Annotated in this window: 14 protein-coding genes and 2 pseudogenes; 1 reads left to right on the top strand and 15 read right to left on the bottom strand. The window is 48.3% G+C overall.

The features are described 5' to 3' along the window. The 4 genes and pseudogenes from L693_RS0125855 to thpR all read right to left on the bottom strand — a co-directional run. Positions 1 to 1,510, bottom strand: a pseudogene (locus L693_RS0125855) (glutamate synthase subunit alpha); the annotation flags it as partial. A gap of 468 nt (positions 1,511 to 1,978) precedes the next feature. Continuing rightward, complete coding sequence (locus tag L693_RS0125850) at positions 1,979 to 2,662, bottom strand: metal-dependent hydrolase (RefSeq protein ID WP_025721185.1); 684 nt, start codon at positions 2,660 to 2,662, stop codon at positions 1,979 to 1,981. A 155-nt stretch (positions 2,663 to 2,817) separates the two neighbouring features. Next, positions 2,818 to 3,630, bottom strand: coding sequence for a cell wall hydrolase (locus tag L693_RS0125845; protein ID WP_025721183.1), 813 nt, complete (start codon positions 3,628 to 3,630; stop codon positions 2,818 to 2,820). A 111-nt stretch (positions 3,631 to 3,741) separates the two neighbouring features. Beyond that, a complete protein-coding gene (thpR, locus tag L693_RS0125840; protein WP_025721181.1) occupies positions 3,742 to 4,344 on the bottom strand; it encodes an RNA 2',3'-cyclic phosphodiesterase in 603 nt (200 codons plus the stop codon). Positions 4,345 to 4,563: 219 nt separating this feature from the next. Here thpR and L693_RS0125835 point away from each other — a divergent pair, with 219 nt between their 5' ends. Next, a complete protein-coding gene (locus L693_RS0125835) occupies positions 4,564 to 5,520 on the top strand; it encodes a D-2-hydroxyacid dehydrogenase (protein ID WP_025721180.1) in 957 nt (318 codons plus the stop codon). A 10-nt stretch (positions 5,521 to 5,530) separates the two neighbouring features. On the opposite strand, the gene L693_RS0125830 is transcribed toward L693_RS0125835, so the two are convergent. The 11 genes and pseudogenes from L693_RS0125830 to L693_RS30845 all read right to left on the bottom strand — a co-directional run. After that, complete coding sequence (locus L693_RS0125830) at positions 5,531 to 6,529, bottom strand: TRM11 family SAM-dependent methyltransferase (protein WP_025721178.1); 999 nt, start codon at positions 6,527 to 6,529, stop codon at positions 5,531 to 5,533. Between the two features lie 13 nt (positions 6,530 to 6,542). Continuing rightward, positions 6,543 to 7,487: pseudogene (locus L693_RS0125825) on the bottom strand (MsnO8 family LLM class oxidoreductase). A 68-nt stretch (positions 7,488 to 7,555) separates the two neighbouring features. Further along, the gene (locus tag L693_RS0125820; RefSeq protein ID WP_025721176.1) at positions 7,556 to 8,971 is read right to left on the bottom strand and encodes a deoxyguanosinetriphosphate triphosphohydrolase family protein; all 1,416 of its coding nucleotides are present in this window, start codon (positions 8,969 to 8,971) and stop codon (positions 7,556 to 7,558) included. 93 nt (positions 8,972 to 9,064) lie between these two features. Then, the gene (locus L693_RS32030) at positions 9,065 to 9,190 is read right to left on the bottom strand and encodes a hypothetical protein (RefSeq protein ID WP_269320867.1); all 126 of its coding nucleotides are present in this window, start codon (positions 9,188 to 9,190) and stop codon (positions 9,065 to 9,067) included. 156 nt (positions 9,191 to 9,346) lie between these two features. Continuing rightward, positions 9,347 to 10,258 (bottom strand): nickel transporter permease, encoded by a 912-nt coding sequence (gene nikC / locus L693_RS0125815; protein ID WP_025721175.1) that lies wholly within the window; start codon positions 10,256 to 10,258, stop codon positions 9,347 to 9,349. Positions 10,259 to 10,293: 35 nt separating this feature from the next. Further along, a complete protein-coding gene (locus L693_RS0125810; protein WP_025721173.1) occupies positions 10,294 to 11,298 on the bottom strand; it encodes an ABC transporter permease in 1,005 nt (334 codons plus the stop codon). A 29-nt stretch (positions 11,299 to 11,327) separates the two neighbouring features. Beyond that, the gene (locus L693_RS0125805) at positions 11,328 to 12,983 is read right to left on the bottom strand and encodes an ABC transporter substrate-binding protein (RefSeq protein WP_025721171.1); all 1,656 of its coding nucleotides are present in this window, start codon (positions 12,981 to 12,983) and stop codon (positions 11,328 to 11,330) included. Positions 12,984 to 13,533: 550 nt separating this feature from the next. Beyond that, entirely contained in the window at positions 13,534 to 14,499 is a 966-nt protein-coding gene (locus L693_RS0125800; protein WP_025721169.1) for a glycoside hydrolase family 25 protein, read from the bottom strand. A 166-nt stretch (positions 14,500 to 14,665) separates the two neighbouring features. After that, positions 14,666 to 15,112: a phage holin family protein gene (locus L693_RS0125795; protein ID WP_025721166.1), complete on the bottom strand. Its 447-nt coding sequence runs from the start codon at positions 15,110 to 15,112 to the stop codon at positions 14,666 to 14,668. Between the two features lie 156 nt (positions 15,113 to 15,268). Beyond that, positions 15,269 to 15,538, bottom strand: a complete 270-nt coding sequence (locus L693_RS0125790; RefSeq protein ID WP_025721164.1) for a hypothetical protein — start codon at positions 15,536 to 15,538, stop codon at positions 15,269 to 15,271. A 60-nt stretch (positions 15,539 to 15,598) separates the two neighbouring features. Continuing rightward, positions 15,599 to 16,120, bottom strand: a 522-nt coding sequence (locus tag L693_RS30845; RefSeq protein ID WP_025721163.1) for a hypothetical protein, incomplete at its 5' end; no start/stop codon positions are given.

Genomic DNA, 16,120 nt, shown 5'->3' with positions numbered 1-16,120 from the left:
CCCCCAGGGAGCCGATCGGCTCTGCTCCTGTGAGCGCCATTGGCTCCAGAATCTTGCGCAGTTCTTCAAACGTATATCCAAAAGCAAGCTGAAGCTGATTAACATTTTCGTGTTTCGGCTCTGGATGCTCCAATGCCTCCGGCAGTTCATCCAGATCAACCAAGTGCTCATCCAGCCATTGCTGATAAGGCTCCTCGGAGGCGATGCGTTCTTTCAGCTCTTCATCAGAAACGATGCGGCCTTCCTGGGTATCCACCAGCAGCATCCGGCCCGGACGTAGACGATCCTTATACAGCACATTTTCAGGAGCGATATCCAGTACACCCGCCTCTGAGGACAGTGCAATCAGATCGTCTTTGGTCACATAGTAACGCGCAGGACGCAGGCCGTTACGATCCAGAATCGCCCCGATTTGGATACCGTCCGTAAACGCCATCGCAGCCGGGCCGTCCCACGGCTCCATCATGGTACTGTGATATTCATAGAATGCCCGCTTTTTCGGGTCCATCGTCTCATGCTTGTTCCAAGGCTCCGGCACCATCATCATAGCTACATGCGGCAAGGAACGTCCGCTCAGATACAAAAACTCCAGTGTGTTATCAAACATGGCTGTATCTGAACCATCCGGGTTAATGACTGGTTTTACCTTCGCGATGTCTTCGCCAAACGCTTCACTTTCAAACTGTGCCTGACGCGCATGCATCCAGTTCACGTTGCCGCGCATGGTGTTAATTTCACCGTTGTGAATCATAAAACGGTATGGATGCGCACGATCCCAGCTCGGGAACGTATTCGTACTAAATCGGGAATGGATCAGCGCAATCGCCGATGTCACCCGCTCATCCTGCAAATCCAAATAAAATTTGCCTACCTGCTCGGTTGTCAGCATTCCCTTGTATACAACCTTGCGGCATGACAAACTCGGAATATAGAACGATTCGCCGTTCTGCTCCTCTTGGTTATAACGAATAGCAAGCTCTGCACGCTTACGAATGATATACAGCTTCCGTTCAAAATCCAGCTCTTCCTTCAAATCGCTACTGCGGCCGATGAACACCTGACGCACGCCCGGTTTAGCCGCTTTTGCCGATTTGCCCAGCATTTCGTCATAAGTCGGTACATCGCGGAAGCCCAAACAATTTTGGCCTTCGTCCACGATAATCTCTCTTAGCTTCTGCTCATGTGCCTCACGGACCTCTGGATCATTGGATACAAAAAGCATACCTACGCCGTAATGTCCGGCCTTAGGCAGCTTGAAGCCCAATCGCTCCGCTTCCTCTTGAAAAAACAGATGGGGCACCTGAATCATAATCCCCGCTCCATCACCGGAGTTTGGTTCACTTCCCTGGCCGCCCCGATGCTCCATATTGACGAGCATGGTCAAAGCCTGACTTACAATATCGTGCGATGGTTTTCCCTTGATGTGGGCAACAAAGCCCATGCCGCAGGCGTCTTTTTCGAATTGGGGATCATATAGTCCCTGTTTGGGTGGTAAACCTGTCTGTCTCATGGAACGCAACCTTTCTGTTATAAAGTCATGCTGGCCTGAAATACAGGCGGCCGAATAGAAGACAGTGGCAACAAGAGGTAAATCAAAGAACAACAACGAGGATTGGGGGACAAAACATATGACGTATTCAAGGCGGTACGGTCCGCCGAATGCACATGCTTTTCAATAATTATGCAATGGCTTGACTTGAAAAATACGTCGATTCCACTGATGAATCTAATTAGTTCTATCATTTTATCATTGACCTACCATGTTAGCAATTCAAAGTTTTTATAATTGTGATAATAAATCTTTTACATTACAGCATCAACGTATCAATGCAAGAAGATATCATTTTTATGTATAAATATTCATTTTTTTAAAAAAATCAGCCTCTTCCATTCCACCAGGGAACAGAAAAGGCTGACGAAGGATATCTGATAGAGATGCTGACCATCAGACGTATGCTAGGAACTCAGTCGATGCGAATTAAAATTCGAGACTTTCACCGGGCTTTAAGGCTTTCCCTTCAATTCCTTCTTTGTGCAGACGGTCACAGAAGGCGTCTCCGTCCTGCTCAATCACCGGGAATGTATTGTAATGCACTGGTATCACGCGGCTTGCACGCAACCATTTTGCTGCCAGCAAGGCGTCCTCCGGTCCCATCGTATACCCATCTCCAATAGGCAATACCGCAGCGTCAATGGAGTTGGTTTCTCCAATAAGACGCATATCGCCAAACAAGCCGGTGTCCCCTGCATGGAAAAATGTTTTGCCTCCCATGGTCAATAAAATTCCTGCTGGCTCTCCCATATATATCGCTTGTCCGTCCACGTTCAAAGAGGAGCTGTGGAACGCAAGCGTGAATTTTACATGGAAGCCGTCAAATTGGTGACCACCGCCAAGGTTCATACCATGCGCCTTGGCCCCCAGGGATGAACAATAGTCAGCCAGCTCCGCCACCGCAATCACAGGGCAATCATTGCGCTTGGCAATTTCAACAGCATCTCCAAAATGATCGGCATGACCATGTGTCAAAAGCACCGCATCCACATGAATATCTTCAGCTTGTATGGTTGCCTTTGGATTACCGGTCAAAAAAGGATCAATAATAATCCGCTTTCCCTCTTCTTCCACTAGAACAACTGAATGTCCGTAATAGGTGATTTTCATATCGTCTGCGCCTCCATTGTCACTTTCATTATTTAGGTTACTTTCCTTTATCCATTATACCACTTTTTGCATGCAAGCTTCACCTCTACGCAAAATACGCCCACAAAGCTGGACCCTGTTGTTTAGAAAGGGCTGTTATTTGTAGAAGACTGCCTTTATTTATAAAAGGTATGATGTCCGATTGTTTTCACCTTGGTCCGCGAATGATGAACCGTAAGGTCCTGAGCCAACGTAAGCGACAGGAAAAAACAGGTGTTATCAGGCACGGCTTTATGGCTGTTCAAAGCTGCGTTAACCGCACGGATGCTGTCCTGGTTCGGTTGGACACGACGAAGACGCCCGTTCGCAACCGGACTAAATTGCGCTTTTTGATAAATGACTGCCTGAATTGTATCGGGAAATGAGGCTGACCGCAGCCGGTTTAAGACAACGTTGGCAACTGCCACTTTGCCTTCGTACGGTTCGCCTTCTGCTTCTGCCATCACTATTTTTTGCAGCAGTAGCAGTTCTTTAGCGGAGACAACATAGCTCCAGGTAGACAACGCCTTGTCATCCTGAGTGAGCATTTTTGTCTTCGTAAAGTAGATGGTTGTAGGAGGGGTTAGGATTGCGGACTTGCTGTGCTGGACTTCAAGCTTTTTCTTGCCTGTGGCAACATTATTGCGTGCTTGTTCCATTTGCTTCATCTGAGAAGCAGGCAACGGAGTCGGCATGATATCTTTCCAGCTTGGCTGCCCGTGAGCAGCGATAAAGATGGGACTTGTCCTGTTTGACCCGTAATGGGTCCCCATCCTGTCGCCATGTGAAGGAGTCGAAGAGTTCCCTGACCAGCTCAGAGATTGCATAGGTGCATTTTTATGATTTTTCTGTGTTTGCTGAACCTCAGCGTAGAGGCCTATCCCCAATATACAAACAAGCAGCACACTCAAAAGAGGTGCAAACCAACGATATTCTTTAACAATTTCCATAATGTTCCTCCCGTTAACTTTAAGCACATTCCTCAGATATGTAACCTAAAATGCGCTTTTTGAATAACGCTGAAACACTATATCACTAAATTCGCTGATAGATCAAGGGTTTCACCTTAATAATGGGAAGGTTTGTATTATTTGGTACATTGGTTTTTGCCCCATTCGGGTTGCATATAATACAAATTCCCCCACTTCCCACGGCTCGGCAATCCGGTCATTTGGCTGCCAAACTGACACCGGAACGGGCTCCTTTCCTGTGTATGAACGCGCTACGGTAATATGGGGCCGATAAGGTCGTTCCTCGGGTTTAAAGCCGAGCGGCTCGGTAGCTCGAAGTATGGAATGATACAACTGATCCAGTGACTCTCGCTGTCCGGTAACTCCCCTCCACAATACACGTGGAAATTGTTCTCGGCCAAAAAAGCCTGCTTCTCCAATCCCGAGCATGAACGGGGCATGCTCGGCTGCAGCTTGAACTAAGGCCTGCTCCAGCTTAGGTATATCCGAAGTCGCTACATCACCCAAAAACTGAAGTGTCACGTGGTAGTCTCTGAAATCACTCCATTTTCGAAAGGGCAGTTCTTCCAAATCCTGCTCCGCCCATTGACGCAGCTTCTGCTTATGCCCATCTGGAAGGGCAATAGCCGTAAAAAGTCTTTGTGCCTGCGTTTTTGGTGATATAGGTCTGTTTGATAATTTATCGTTCTCCATCCGCTTCGAGCTCCTTTTTTTGTATGTATCCCGACAAGTTGCTGTTTGGGGTGTCCTATATTTGGGTAAAGCCATTTCTTGTTATTTATAGTGACACGGAAAGCTTGTTTCTCCCCCTCTTTATGCAATTTTTCCGACAATCTGTTATCCTTGAAAGAATGGTTCGCAGAAGATATTGGAAGCTTCAAGCTCAATCAAAAGTCGAGGAGGCTATGAATCATGGGAAACATCTTAAGTTTACACCAGCTAACCGAAGAACAAGAAAAACAAGTTCGGGCAGCAGCTCCGGGCTACGGGTTGACCATTGGCAAAGCCCAGCAGTTGGAGGCTGAACAGATCCGGCAGGCCGAGGTTATTTTAGGCTGGTCCAAGCATATTGCCGAGGAGGCACTGCATCCGGGCAGCAAGCTGAAGTGGATACAAACCTGGTCGGCGGGAATTGACAAGCTGCCTCTTACCGAGCTGGAAAAGCGTAATATTTTACTTACGAATACAAGTGGTGTACATGCAATTCCGATAACGGAGCAGATTTTCGGCATGCTGCTGTCGCATACACGTTATTTACAGCAAGCAGCTATCTTGCAGCGTCAGAAAACATGGCAGCAACCGGAAGGTCAACTGACGGAATTACGTGGTAAAACACTGCTGATTACAGGTGTTGGCGAAATTGGCCGTGAAACGGCCCGGCTTGCACAAGCCTTTGGCATGCGGGTGATCGGGGTCCGGCGTTCCGGCAAGGAAGCTCCACATGTAGAGCGTATGTACACAAATGAACGATTACATGATGCGTTGGGAGCTGCGGATATCGTGGTGAACATTTTGCCATTCACGGAGGAAACCCGTCACTTCTTTGACGAAAAAGCGTTTGCAGCCATGCGTAAGGGAGCTTTCTTCATTAATGTAGGCCGTGGCGGCACCGTCCATACGGATGCGCTTGTACGCTCACTGGAACAAAAGCATATTGCCTTTGCCGGACTGGACGTATTCGAGGAAGAACCGCTGCCCGCGTCGCATCCATTATGGAGCCTGGACCATGTTCTGATCACACCGCATATTGCAGGTGACACGGATCGGTACGCTGAACGGGCGGTAGATATTTTCCTTACCAACTTGAAAGCCTATGCCGCTAAGCAGGGGCCGCCGCTGAATCTGGTAAACTACAAAGCTCAGTATTAACAAAACAACATTACTCACAGACCCATATTTCCCGGACCATACCTGTCTTGCGTATGCTGCATTGCTCCGTAAGGGTCCAACCTGACTCGGATAGCAATACTTCCATCGGCTCCGTGCTCACAATCACCGCTCTTGCGGCCAGACGTCTTAAGCTGCGCAGCATCTGCTTTTGTTCATCAGCAGGGAGCACGGAGCACAAGTTATAGGGCATATCTAGTATCGCCGCATCGTATGTGCCCTCCAGCATATTCATATCCCCGAGCTTCACCAGATTCTCTTCATAGCCAAAATGACATAAATTGACGCGTGCTCCCCGTACCGCCAACGGGTTGATATCATAACCACGAATATGTTTCCCCATGCTTAATGCTTCAATCATCACATTGCCCATGCCGCAGCACGGGTCCAGCAGCTTCAGTCTGTCAGCATCTGCCTCATGCACAGCTGCATGACCAACTGCCAAATTAACAAGTGCCTTGGCTACGAACACCGGCAATCCCGTAGAATAGTTCTGCGGTTTCTGGCGGCGCTCCAGCCAGGAACGGTCACTATACACGCATTGGCCCAGGAGCCACCGTTGTCCTGCCCTGATCACACCCAAAGTGATATCCGGTTCCTTCATTTGCGCCTGTCCCTGAATACGTGCACCAATCCGGCGTTCGATCCTGCGCCGCTCGTCATAGTCGGCTTCGTTGTCTCCTTCCTTGAGACACAGTACCTTGAAGGTTTTTCCCTCTTCTAGCTGCAGCGTGGAGACTACTTCGCATAGCTCTTCGAGCGAACCTGCATCCACGGCTATATCCAGCCGGAGATGGATAAATGGGCTGGTCCCCGGCTCCAGTCGTCTTTGAGACAACAGAATGGAGTCATGCACAGGCGGCTGACCGAACAAGCATTTTAATTCCAGAAGACAAAGCTCTCGCTCCGTTTCATGACAAGCATAGGTATATATGTACTTTGGTTTCGTTTCGAGTTTCGTTTCTTTCGTATTCATTTCATATTTGTTCATGTAAGATCTCTTTTCATTTAGAATGACAACTAGCATGTACGGCCTCTGCTATAAGTCGGTAGGGGTCAAGCCGTTGTTCATAATCAGGAATCGGTGTGACCAACAGGAACTCATCATTATCGTATTCAACCTGCAGACTATGCAGGCGTTCGACAATATCCGATGGCGTTCCCACCAGCCAACTCGCTCGCATCGCTGGATCACCCAATGAAATCTGGGAAGCCTATTGCTGCGCCTGTTCATTCGTCGAGGCACATACCGCCCCTACAGCAACCATGGTACGTGGCTTATCCATACGTTTGGACGGCTGAAAGCCGGAACGGTAAATGTTCAGCATGTCTACCGTTTGCTGCTCACTCATAAATTGACCGAACACATAGCCCGTTGAATACCGGGCGGCATATTCGGCGCTTTTACGATTCGTACCCAGCATCCACAGTGCTGGCGGCTGCTCAGGCATCGGCCGGGCAAACACAGGCGCCTGCTCATACGCATAGGTGCCTTCCAGCAAAGCCAGCAGAGCTTCCATCTTCTGTGGCAGCTCTGCCACATGCTGAAGAAAGTTGCCGCTCAATGCCATCGAAGCATGAGGTCCTCCACCCGGCGCTCTCCCAAGGCCCAGCTCGATCCTGCCCGGATATAGAGCAGCCAGCAGGTGGAACCATTCCGCAACCTTGACTGGACTATAATGCGGGAGCAAAATAGCACCCGCACCCAGTTGGATTGTGTTCGTCACCGCCCCGATATGCGACAGCAGCACTTCCGGGCTGGAGGAAGCCAGCCCCTCTATATCATGGTGCTCTGAGGTCCAATAGCGTGTATACCCCCAAGCTTCTGCCTGTCTCGCCAGTTCACCAGCTCGTTGAACCGCCTGCTCGGGACGGTTGCCGGGCAGCAACGGCACCATATCGAGCACACCGAGATTCAACGATTTTATAGATAAAGTTTGAGATTGCATAGACATTCCTCCCTCCCTGCTACCCATTACAAACCAGTTCCTTCTACTATATAGGGGTAAATTAAAGGTCAGTCCAGATCGTAAATGGAACCCACCTTCAGGCCATATAACTCATTATAGATTTTTTCAGCAAAAGCGTCGGTCATGCCTGCAATATAGTCTATGACCATATGCTCCCATGTCCAAATCGGTTTCGCCTTGGCCTGGTCGCGCTCATAGCGCTGGAGCCAGTCGGTCGGAATAATGGACTTGGACGTCTCAGGGTCCAGAAACGCCAACCATAGCCGTCTGAGCATCCATTCACTTCGTTTTTGCAGCCGCTGTACGCGCAGATCGCGAATCATCGTGACCCAGGCAAAGCTTTTCAACACACTCACCGTACGGAGCATATCCAAATCCTCGCTTCCTTCCCGCACAAAGGTCACCTTTTTCCAATTATCGTCATCAATTACACCCAGACTGCTGACAAACAAGCTGACCCAATATGCCTTTACTTCTCGACGTGTGCGGGAATAATCGTGTTCACATATCGGCATCTTGCCATTCCATACCTTCAAAAACTCGCTCAGCACAGCTGCCACCTTCTGCTCAATCTCAGCCAGCTGCCAGCCTTGCCAGAAACTATCGTCTAAAGTAGTGATTTTCTCCGTAATCAGACGGATCAAATACGGATCGTATAAAAAATGCTCGTGCACCTCAATTTTGCCTGCCTTAATCCCATCCTCCAGATCATGCGCGGAATAAGCAATATCGTCACACAGGTCCATCAGCTGGGCTTCCAGCGTTTTTTTACCGTCCGGGATTCCCCAATCCTGGCGAATGGAACGAATGTATTCCCACTCATGCAGGTACATCCCTTTTTTATTCAATATCCCCGGATACGGGTACTTGTTAATCCCCAATAATACAGCGTCCGACAAATTCAGCCCGTCCACATTCTCCCGCTTTTCCAAAAACATAATTAGGCGAAAATTGTGTGCGTTCCCTTCAAAATGCTCATAGATTTGGCGCTCGCGCGCATATGCTTGCAGCCCCTGCTTGGACTCCGGTGCGAAGCCTCCTGCAACGGCTATTTTTTCCACCTTCGTCTCAATCAGCTGATCCAAAATCCCGTCCAGCACCTCTTCGCCCTTATGCCCGAAGGGCGGATGCCCAAAATCATGCGCAATCGAAGCACATTCCACCACTTCGGAGTCAATGATGAGTCCGGCGTTATCCGCCTGCTCCAACTCTACCTCAGGATGGCGGCGCAGCAAGCTGCGTGCTGCTTCGCGCGCAATTTGTGCTACCTCCAGAGAATGCGTCAAGCGTGTGCGGTAATAATCGCCCGTGCCTGCACCAAATACCTGTGATTTGCCCTGTAGCCGACGAAAGGTTGGTGAATGGATTAATCGGGAGTAATCCCGTTCATACGCTGCCCGCGAAGCGTCGCTTCGTGTCTGTTCCGCAAATTGCCGATGCTCTCTTTTGTTTTGCCATGTCATAAAGCTCACTCCCTACGTACTCAATTGGAGTGATTATACATTTTTTTCACGTTGCAGGAAAGCTTACATGCCTTTTAGCTGTAAAAGTTGCTTTTAGCGCAACTCCGCAGTCGGATGGTGCTTCCCATCGCCACCGCTTCGCTTGTACAACACCATTCCGCCTGCTCCGTTTTCTATGTACTTATTCAATTCTACTCTAACATGAGAAATATCATACAAAAAAGGTGTTCCCCCGCCATTAGATTCAGGGAACACCTCTTTTCTTGTATTTAAATTGAAGTATATAAGTAAAACTTAAAAAATATGCAATGGTGCTAAAAGTAACTCGTTAAAAGTAACTCTTAAGTTCAGTTTATATACCTCCCCATGTCTGCCCTAACGCTTCGCCCTTGGAGCGAGCACATCCTGCAGCCCGTCACCCATCAGGTTAAAGCCCAATACGGTCAGCATAATGGATATTCCCGGGAAAATAACTGTCCACGGCGCATTCTGGATAAATTGGCGCGAATCAGACAACATTTTGCCCCACTCCGGTTCAGGAGGTTGTGCGCCCAAGCCGAGAAAGCCAAGCGCTGCTGCTTCAATGATCGCTGTCCCTATACCCAATGTTCCCTGCACGATGATGGGCGTCAGGCTATTAGGCAAAATATAACGCAGTATAATACGTGCACTGTTCGCCCCAAGCGCTCTGGCTGACGTAATATATTCCTCCGTTTTGACACTGAGCACCTTGGAGCGAACCAATCGTCCATATGTTGGTACATTTACGATCGCAATGGCGTAAAGCGCATTTTCCAGTGAAGGCCCTAAAATGGACACAATAGCTATGGCCAGCAAAATCCCCGGAAATGCCAGTAAAATGTCGAACAGCCGCGAAATGATCATGTCTGCCCATTTCCCATAGAATCCTGCGATTAGACCTAAAGCTGTCCCGACGATCATTGATCCGATAACGGACAGAAAGCCGACCCACAACGAAATTCTGGCCCCGTACAGCGTACGGCTCAGCAAATCTCGACCGAGATCGTCCGTGCCAAACCAATGCTCTGCCGAAGGAGACTGCAAGCGGCTAACCAGGTTTTGCTCTTTATAATCAAAAGGAGCAATCCACGGTGCGATCAAAGCGATAATAATAAAGAAGACAATAATACTCAGGCCGACGAACGCCATTTTATTATGCTGAAATGCCCTCCATGCGTCTCTCCAAGGACCGGACACGACGGGCGAAGTTGTCAATACCGTGCGTGTCGTCGATAAGTTGTTGGGTTCCAACGAAAATTGTGACATCGGACAAGCTCCCCTTTGAGCAATTGACGACTTGATTACTGGTAATGGATACGTCGGTCAAGAACCGCGTACAGCAAATCGACAATCAGATTGATGATGACGAACAGAAACGCAATGATCAAAATTCCGCTTTGAATCACCGGATAGTCACGCGAGCTGATCGCTTCAAAAATATACCGTCCGATGCCGGGCCATGCAAAAATAGTTTCCGTCAGCACCGCACCGCCCAGTAGCGAGCCAGTTTGAAGACCGATGACGGTAAGTACGGGAATGGCGGCATTTTTAAGTGCGTGCTTGTACACCACTTGAAAAGATGCCAGCCCCTTCGCCCGAGCCGTGCGGATATAGTCCGCATCCATAACCTCCAGCATGCTGGAACGGGTAATACGGGCAATAACCGCCATCGGGATGGTTCCCAGTGCAATACTCGGCAGAATCAAATGCTTGATGACGGTCCACACCTGATCCATACGTCCCCCTATGATCGCATCAACAATCGCCAAATGCGTCACAGCCTCCACCGGATCACGGGAATTCATGCGTCCGATGGAAGGAAGCCAATGCAGCTTATTTGCAAATATCCACTGCTCCATCAAGCCTAACCAAAAAATCGGCATCGACACCCCGACAAGCGCTATGACCATGCTGACATAGTCGAACCAGGAATTTCGCTTCCAGGCGCTCACGATGCCCGCATTCATCCCGACCACAACGGCAAAAAACATACTCGCCACCGTCAGCTCCAGGGTAGCCGCCAGATAAGGAACCATTTCCCGGGCAATCGGCTGTCTGGTGCGGATGGAATCTCCCAAATCTCCATGTGCCAGCTCGCTCAGATAGGTTCCATATTGCTGGAGCCATGGCTTATTCAGCCCCAGCTGCTCGCGCAGCGCCTGTTTGGACTGTTCTGTGGCCTTGTCTCCCAGTATGGTTTCCGCAGGATCACCCGGAATAGCATGAATAATTGAAAATACGATGAGGGTCATGCCCAGCAATACAGGAATCAACACGGCCAGTCGTTTGACAATATATGCATTCATATCAGATTCACCGCCTGCCTGCGTTTGGACTATTCAAAATAAATATTTCCGTACGACTCAATACCTGCTGGAGAAGGTACAAACCCCTTGAGGTTCGCTTTGCCCGCCATTAGCGGTATGCTGTGTACCAGTGGAATCCACGGCGCATCCTCTTTAATAATCTCTTGTGCTTGTTTATACAGTTCCGCACGCTTACCCTGATCGACCTCAACCTGCGCCTTCACCAATATTTTGTGAAGTTCCTCGTTCACATAAAAACTGCGGTTATTGCCTGGAATCGTATCCTTGTCCAGCAATGTGTACAGGAAGTTATCCGGGTCGCCATTGTCCCCGTTCCATCCCAGCATATACAAATCGTCCTTCTCTCCCCTCTTAAGATCATCCAGATACGTAGCCCATTCCGGGGATTGAATGTTTACTTTGACACCTATTTTTTCAAAATCGGCCTGAATGGCCTCTGCCACCTTTTTGCCATCAGGCATGTACGGACGAGACACAGGCATGGCATAGAAGGTTAGCGGCTCAGGAAGCCCGTTAGGGTAACCCGCTTCTGCCAGCAAAGCTTTGGCCTTCTTCAGATCATAGGCATAGTCCTGAATGCTATCGTTATATCCCCATAACGTAGGTGGCATCGGATTAACCGCAGGCTTGGCCTGCCCGGCAAACAATGCATCAATGATGGCCTGCTTGTTCACCGCGTGGTTCAGCGCCTGCCGCACCTTGGGATTAGCGAATGTCTTTTTCTTTAAATTAAAGCCAATGTACGCCACATTAAAGGAAGGGCGTTCAATTTTCACCAATTCACTGTTACCTTCCAACTGCTTCGCATCATCCGGATTCAAATCCTCCATCAGATCAATTTCTCCATTTTGCAGAGCATTAAATCGCGCGGTATTGTCAGGTATGGAACGAACAATGACCTTGGACAGCTTCGGCTGTCCCTCTTTCCAATAGTTTGGATTTTTTTCCAGCGTGATGGTATCGTTCCGTTTCCATTCCTTAAATACAAAGGGCCCCGTGCCGACTGGATTGCTCTTGAAATCAGCCTTTTTCTCCTGAATAGCCTTGGGACTTGCAATACTAAAGGAAGGCATAGCGATATTTTGTAAAAAAGGCGCCTGCGGCTTGTTCAATGTAAACTCGACGGTGTTGGTATCTACCGCTTTGACCTTCTTAATCACCCTGCTTCCTTCAGGTCCGAACATTGAATCATAATAATCAAACGAGTCACCTTCAAATTTGTATGGACTTTTGGGATCAGACCAGCGCTCAAAGTTAAATACAACCGCTTCTGCATTAAAGTCAGTTCCGTCATGGAATTTTACGCCCTGACGCAGCTTGAATGTATAGACCAGTCCGTCCGGTGAAATTTCCCAGCTCTCTGCGAGCCCCGGCTGAATCTCTGTTGTGTTTTCCTTATATTCCAGCAGTGTGTCGAACACTTGCATTCCGATTTTTAACGACTCACTTTCAGTCACAATGGCAGGGTCCAGGGCCACGGAATCTCCACCGCGCCCATAAATTAGCGTATCCTGCACACCTTTTCCCGCTCCGCCCGGCGGTTGTCCTGCCTCTGGCTTCGCTCCTTCACCTGATCCCCCACAACCGGAAAGCGCCAGAGTAGCACCCAGCGCAAGCACCAGCAGTACAGTCCAGATTTTGTGTTTTGCGTACTTTTTGCTCATGCAGCAAACCCCTTTCACACCTTATATATTGTTAAATCGTTGATACTGGATGGAGGCCAATCCTATGGGCTGGCATGACAAGCTTGTCCTCAAGCTGTGGTCCCAAGTTCCGAGTTCATCAAATAGGTGTAATAGCAGGGCAAGTATGTAGTTTCTATGGACAGGCTTTTGTTGAAAAATACGGGCACAGAAGCTTTCATAATCTATTGGCTGAGATGCTTAGAGTAAATGAGTAGATGTAATTCAAACGAAGAGGGGTATATTAGATCGTGGTGAAAGTGTGACATATACTCACAAGCAGTGAATATTATGTTGAAACAAAGTTGATTAATGGATACTTTACTATAAAATTTGGAAGCATACAAGGGTGTTTTTATACATTACGATAAGTTTTTAACCATCATGTTAATTAATATTACAAACGAGCTTACACAAGCATACTTTACAATAAGGGCAGGCGGTTGCCTTGAACCGCCTGTCTATTATGTTTCAGGCGTATAGCCTGGCTCATATAAAATGAGATCGTCTGAGAATGAGTTTATCAAAAAAATTATTTGGCTGTTTTAAATACACCCAGACGGTTCAGCACTACAAGTAAACGATAAAAATCGTAGCTGCTTGGCAGCTTCACATCCACAATCGGGCTTGCCGGATTCAAGGCTACAGCGGCTGCCATGGCTTCCTTCGCCCAGCTCGGTACAGGCATAGCCTGACGGGCCTCCAGTTCAGCTACTCGCTGGTCTACCTTTTTAATATATGCACTCTGTTCATTTAATGTCTGTTTGAGCACATTTTTGCTATTTTCAAGCGCGGCGACCTGCTGCTGCAAGGCCTGAAATGCCGCTTTTTCCTCTGCTGTCATCGGCTCATCCTCCTCTTCTCCTGCAAATGCCTGACGTAGCTCGGCCTCTGTTCCGGCGTATACATTCAGGTCGACAGGTCCTTGAATCCCGTCAACCCGTCCACTATCGCTGTATTGCCAGAAATCCCAGTGCTTCCATGCCGTGGTATCACTGGGCACCCGCGTGCTATAACGCGCGATCCACAGCTTATAGCTGCCGAGCGGAGCTTTAAAATGGGCAGCAAAGGCATTGCCCGTATATACCATCGGCTTGCGCCCACTTACCCGTTCAAACTCCGTTAAAAATGCCAGCGCAACCTCATGAATCGCCGTTGAGCCAAGCCCGCCCGGATTGTTTTCATAATCCATCACCGCTGGAAAGTCCAGCGCTTGTGCGCCACCTACCTGATCCAGCACCTCAGCGAAATGCCTTGCTTCCGCTTGTGCTGCGTTTACACTGGTCGCATCAACAAAATGGTAAGCTCCCAGCAGAATCCCGGCTGCTCTTGCCCCTTTTGCATTCGTGACAAATGTCGGATCGACGTAGGTCTGTCCTTGACTCGCTTTAATAAAGGCAAACGATTTGCCATCGGCACGTACACGTTTCCAATCAATCGTTCCCTGGTAACGGGACACGTCAATGCCCTCAGCAGCATTAGGACTGCGATTTTGCATAAGGCGCTCCCTCCTTATTTACTATTCATGATCTTGTGTACCATCTATGTCTTTGTTATCCATATGCTTGGACTATTGAAATGGTCCGGGCTTTTCCATCTTTACGCCGAAAATCAGACAAAAAAAGGCCTCGTAACCGCCCTTTTGACTGGTTGTTGATGGCACTTTATGACGCTTTATCCCCTTTGTTGGAAGGGTCTGCCGGCTCTTTCTTCTCCACACTCGATTTGGATTCAAAAATAGCTACCGCATTCCGCAAAATATCCGGCATCGGGACTCCCATTCTGCCCACATTTTCAATAATGGACAGCAACTCGTTCGCCAAATAAAAGAAAACGACGGCATCCCGGAAGTAATGTGCATCCCCCAGAATACCGTCGATCAGATGAGCTACTGTAATCATCAAAAAAACCGTAACCTTGCGAAAAATACCGTAATAGCCGTCTCGACTTTTTAATTCTCCGTTAATCCAGGCTGCAGCCCAGCCGGTGAAAAAGTCGATAATGACCATCCATAACAACAACGTCAGCATCGTCGTCCACCCTCCGAAAAAATAACCGATCAGGGTCCCCGTGGAAAACCCCAGCCAAATCTGATCGATTTTTTCATGCATATTTGTTCCCCCCTTTTGAACCAAGGTGTAAAGTGAATGCCCTTGGGTTGTTCAAGGGCATTCAAAAAAACCGCTCTGTTTGAAGGCGTGTCTGTTACTTTTATCTGTGTTTATGCTTAATTTGTGTGCTACTTGACCTTACCTTCTGAAAATTGATTACTTTGTTCCTATTTTACGGAAAATGGAGTTATACCATTTAACCGTTTCTGCCTGTGTGTTTATAAGATCGGCAGATGACGAATCATCTACGTTACCCGGTACCAGATCAGAACGATTGGATAAAACAAATTTCATCACTTGTTCACGTTGCTTTACATCTAAAACATAGCTTCCAAGGATGGTTGGTATATCGCCCTCTCCTCGATCATAGCGGGTAATACAAGCTTGAGAACAAATGCGCAATTGAGCCTCTGTTAAAGCTGCCATGATTATGACTTCACCTCTTTTATTTAATTTTTTACTGCTGTATTTAGCAGTCAGTACAGGTTATTTCCCTGTATTACCAAGCATGAGCTGAGTTAGTGTCACTTCGAGATCGGCTATACGCTGCTTCAATTGGTCTTCCCCACTTGGCTGTTGCTCCGCTTTTTGTGTGAGTTCCTGAATCGCTTCGTCACTTAGACCTTCTCCCCAGAATGTTGTGGGGTCTCTTCGTACTGGAGCCGTAAATGCCGGAGAAGAATATACAGGCTCGTCCCCACGTTCATTTTCCGGCTTGCTTTGCCATTCATCATGCAGCTTCTGAAATACAACTTGAGTTTCCTTACTGAGTTGCTCATACGCTTGCTGGACTTCTTCTAGTCTTTTGCCATATTCTACTTCGTGGGTTAGCCAGCCTTGGATATCAAAACGAGGATGGTATAAGCCTGGCGGCACTGGAATACCAACGGTATAGCCAATAAGGATGTTTTCTGAATTTGTTTCATCTATAGCACTCGAACTACCCGAAGTAACCTGATAGGTGTCTAGCTGCTCGTCTGTATCAGATAGTGTGAGCGGAGATGGAGT

Source organism: Paenibacillus sp. 1-18, from assembly GCF_000520755.1.
Lineage (GTDB): Bacteria > Bacillota > Bacilli > Paenibacillales > Paenibacillaceae > Paenibacillus > Paenibacillus brasilensis.
This window is presented reverse-complemented; position numbering and strand designations above follow the sequence as displayed.

What these genes read in the sequence shown, in the direction of transcription:
- thpR (WP_025721181.1), bottom strand. Translation starts at nt 4,344, where the DNA reads ATGGAGAACGATAAATTATCAAACAGACCTATATCACCAAAAACGCAG.
- L693_RS0125805 (WP_025721171.1), bottom strand. Translation starts at nt 12,983, where the DNA reads ATGAGCAAAAAGTACGCAAAACACAAAATCTGGACTGTACTGCTGGTG.
- L693_RS0125810 (WP_025721173.1), bottom strand. Translation starts at nt 11,298, where the DNA reads ATGAATGCATATATTGTCAAACGACTGGCCGTGTTGATTCCTGTATTG.
- L693_RS0125820 (WP_025721176.1), bottom strand. Translation starts at nt 8,971, where the DNA reads ATGACATGGCAAAACAAAAGAGAGCATCGGCAATTTGCGGAACAGACA.
- L693_RS0125790 (WP_025721164.1), bottom strand. Translation starts at nt 15,538, where the DNA reads ATGGCAGCTTTAACAGAGGCTCAATTGCGCATTTGTTCTCAAGCTTGT.
- L693_RS0125835 (WP_025721180.1), top strand. Translation starts at nt 4,564, where the DNA reads ATGGGAAACATCTTAAGTTTACACCAGCTAACCGAAGAACAAGAAAAA.
- L693_RS0125830 (WP_025721178.1), bottom strand. Translation starts at nt 6,529, where the DNA reads ATGAACAAATATGAAATGAATACGAAAGAAACGAAACTCGAAACGAAA.
- nikC (WP_025721175.1), bottom strand. Translation starts at nt 10,258, where the DNA reads ATGTCACAATTTTCGTTGGAACCCAACAACTTATCGACGACACGCACG.
- L693_RS0125850 (WP_025721185.1), bottom strand. Translation starts at nt 2,662, where the DNA reads ATGAAAATCACCTATTACGGACATTCAGTTGTTCTAGTGGAAGAAGAG.
- L693_RS0125795 (WP_025721166.1), bottom strand. Translation starts at nt 15,112, where the DNA reads ATGCATGAAAAAATCGATCAGATTTGGCTGGGGTTTTCCACGGGGACC.
- L693_RS0125845 (WP_025721183.1), bottom strand. Translation starts at nt 3,630, where the DNA reads ATGGAAATTGTTAAAGAATATCGTTGGTTTGCACCTCTTTTGAGTGTG.
- L693_RS0125800 (WP_025721169.1), bottom strand. Translation starts at nt 14,499, where the DNA reads ATGCAAAATCGCAGTCCTAATGCTGCTGAGGGCATTGACGTGTCCCGT.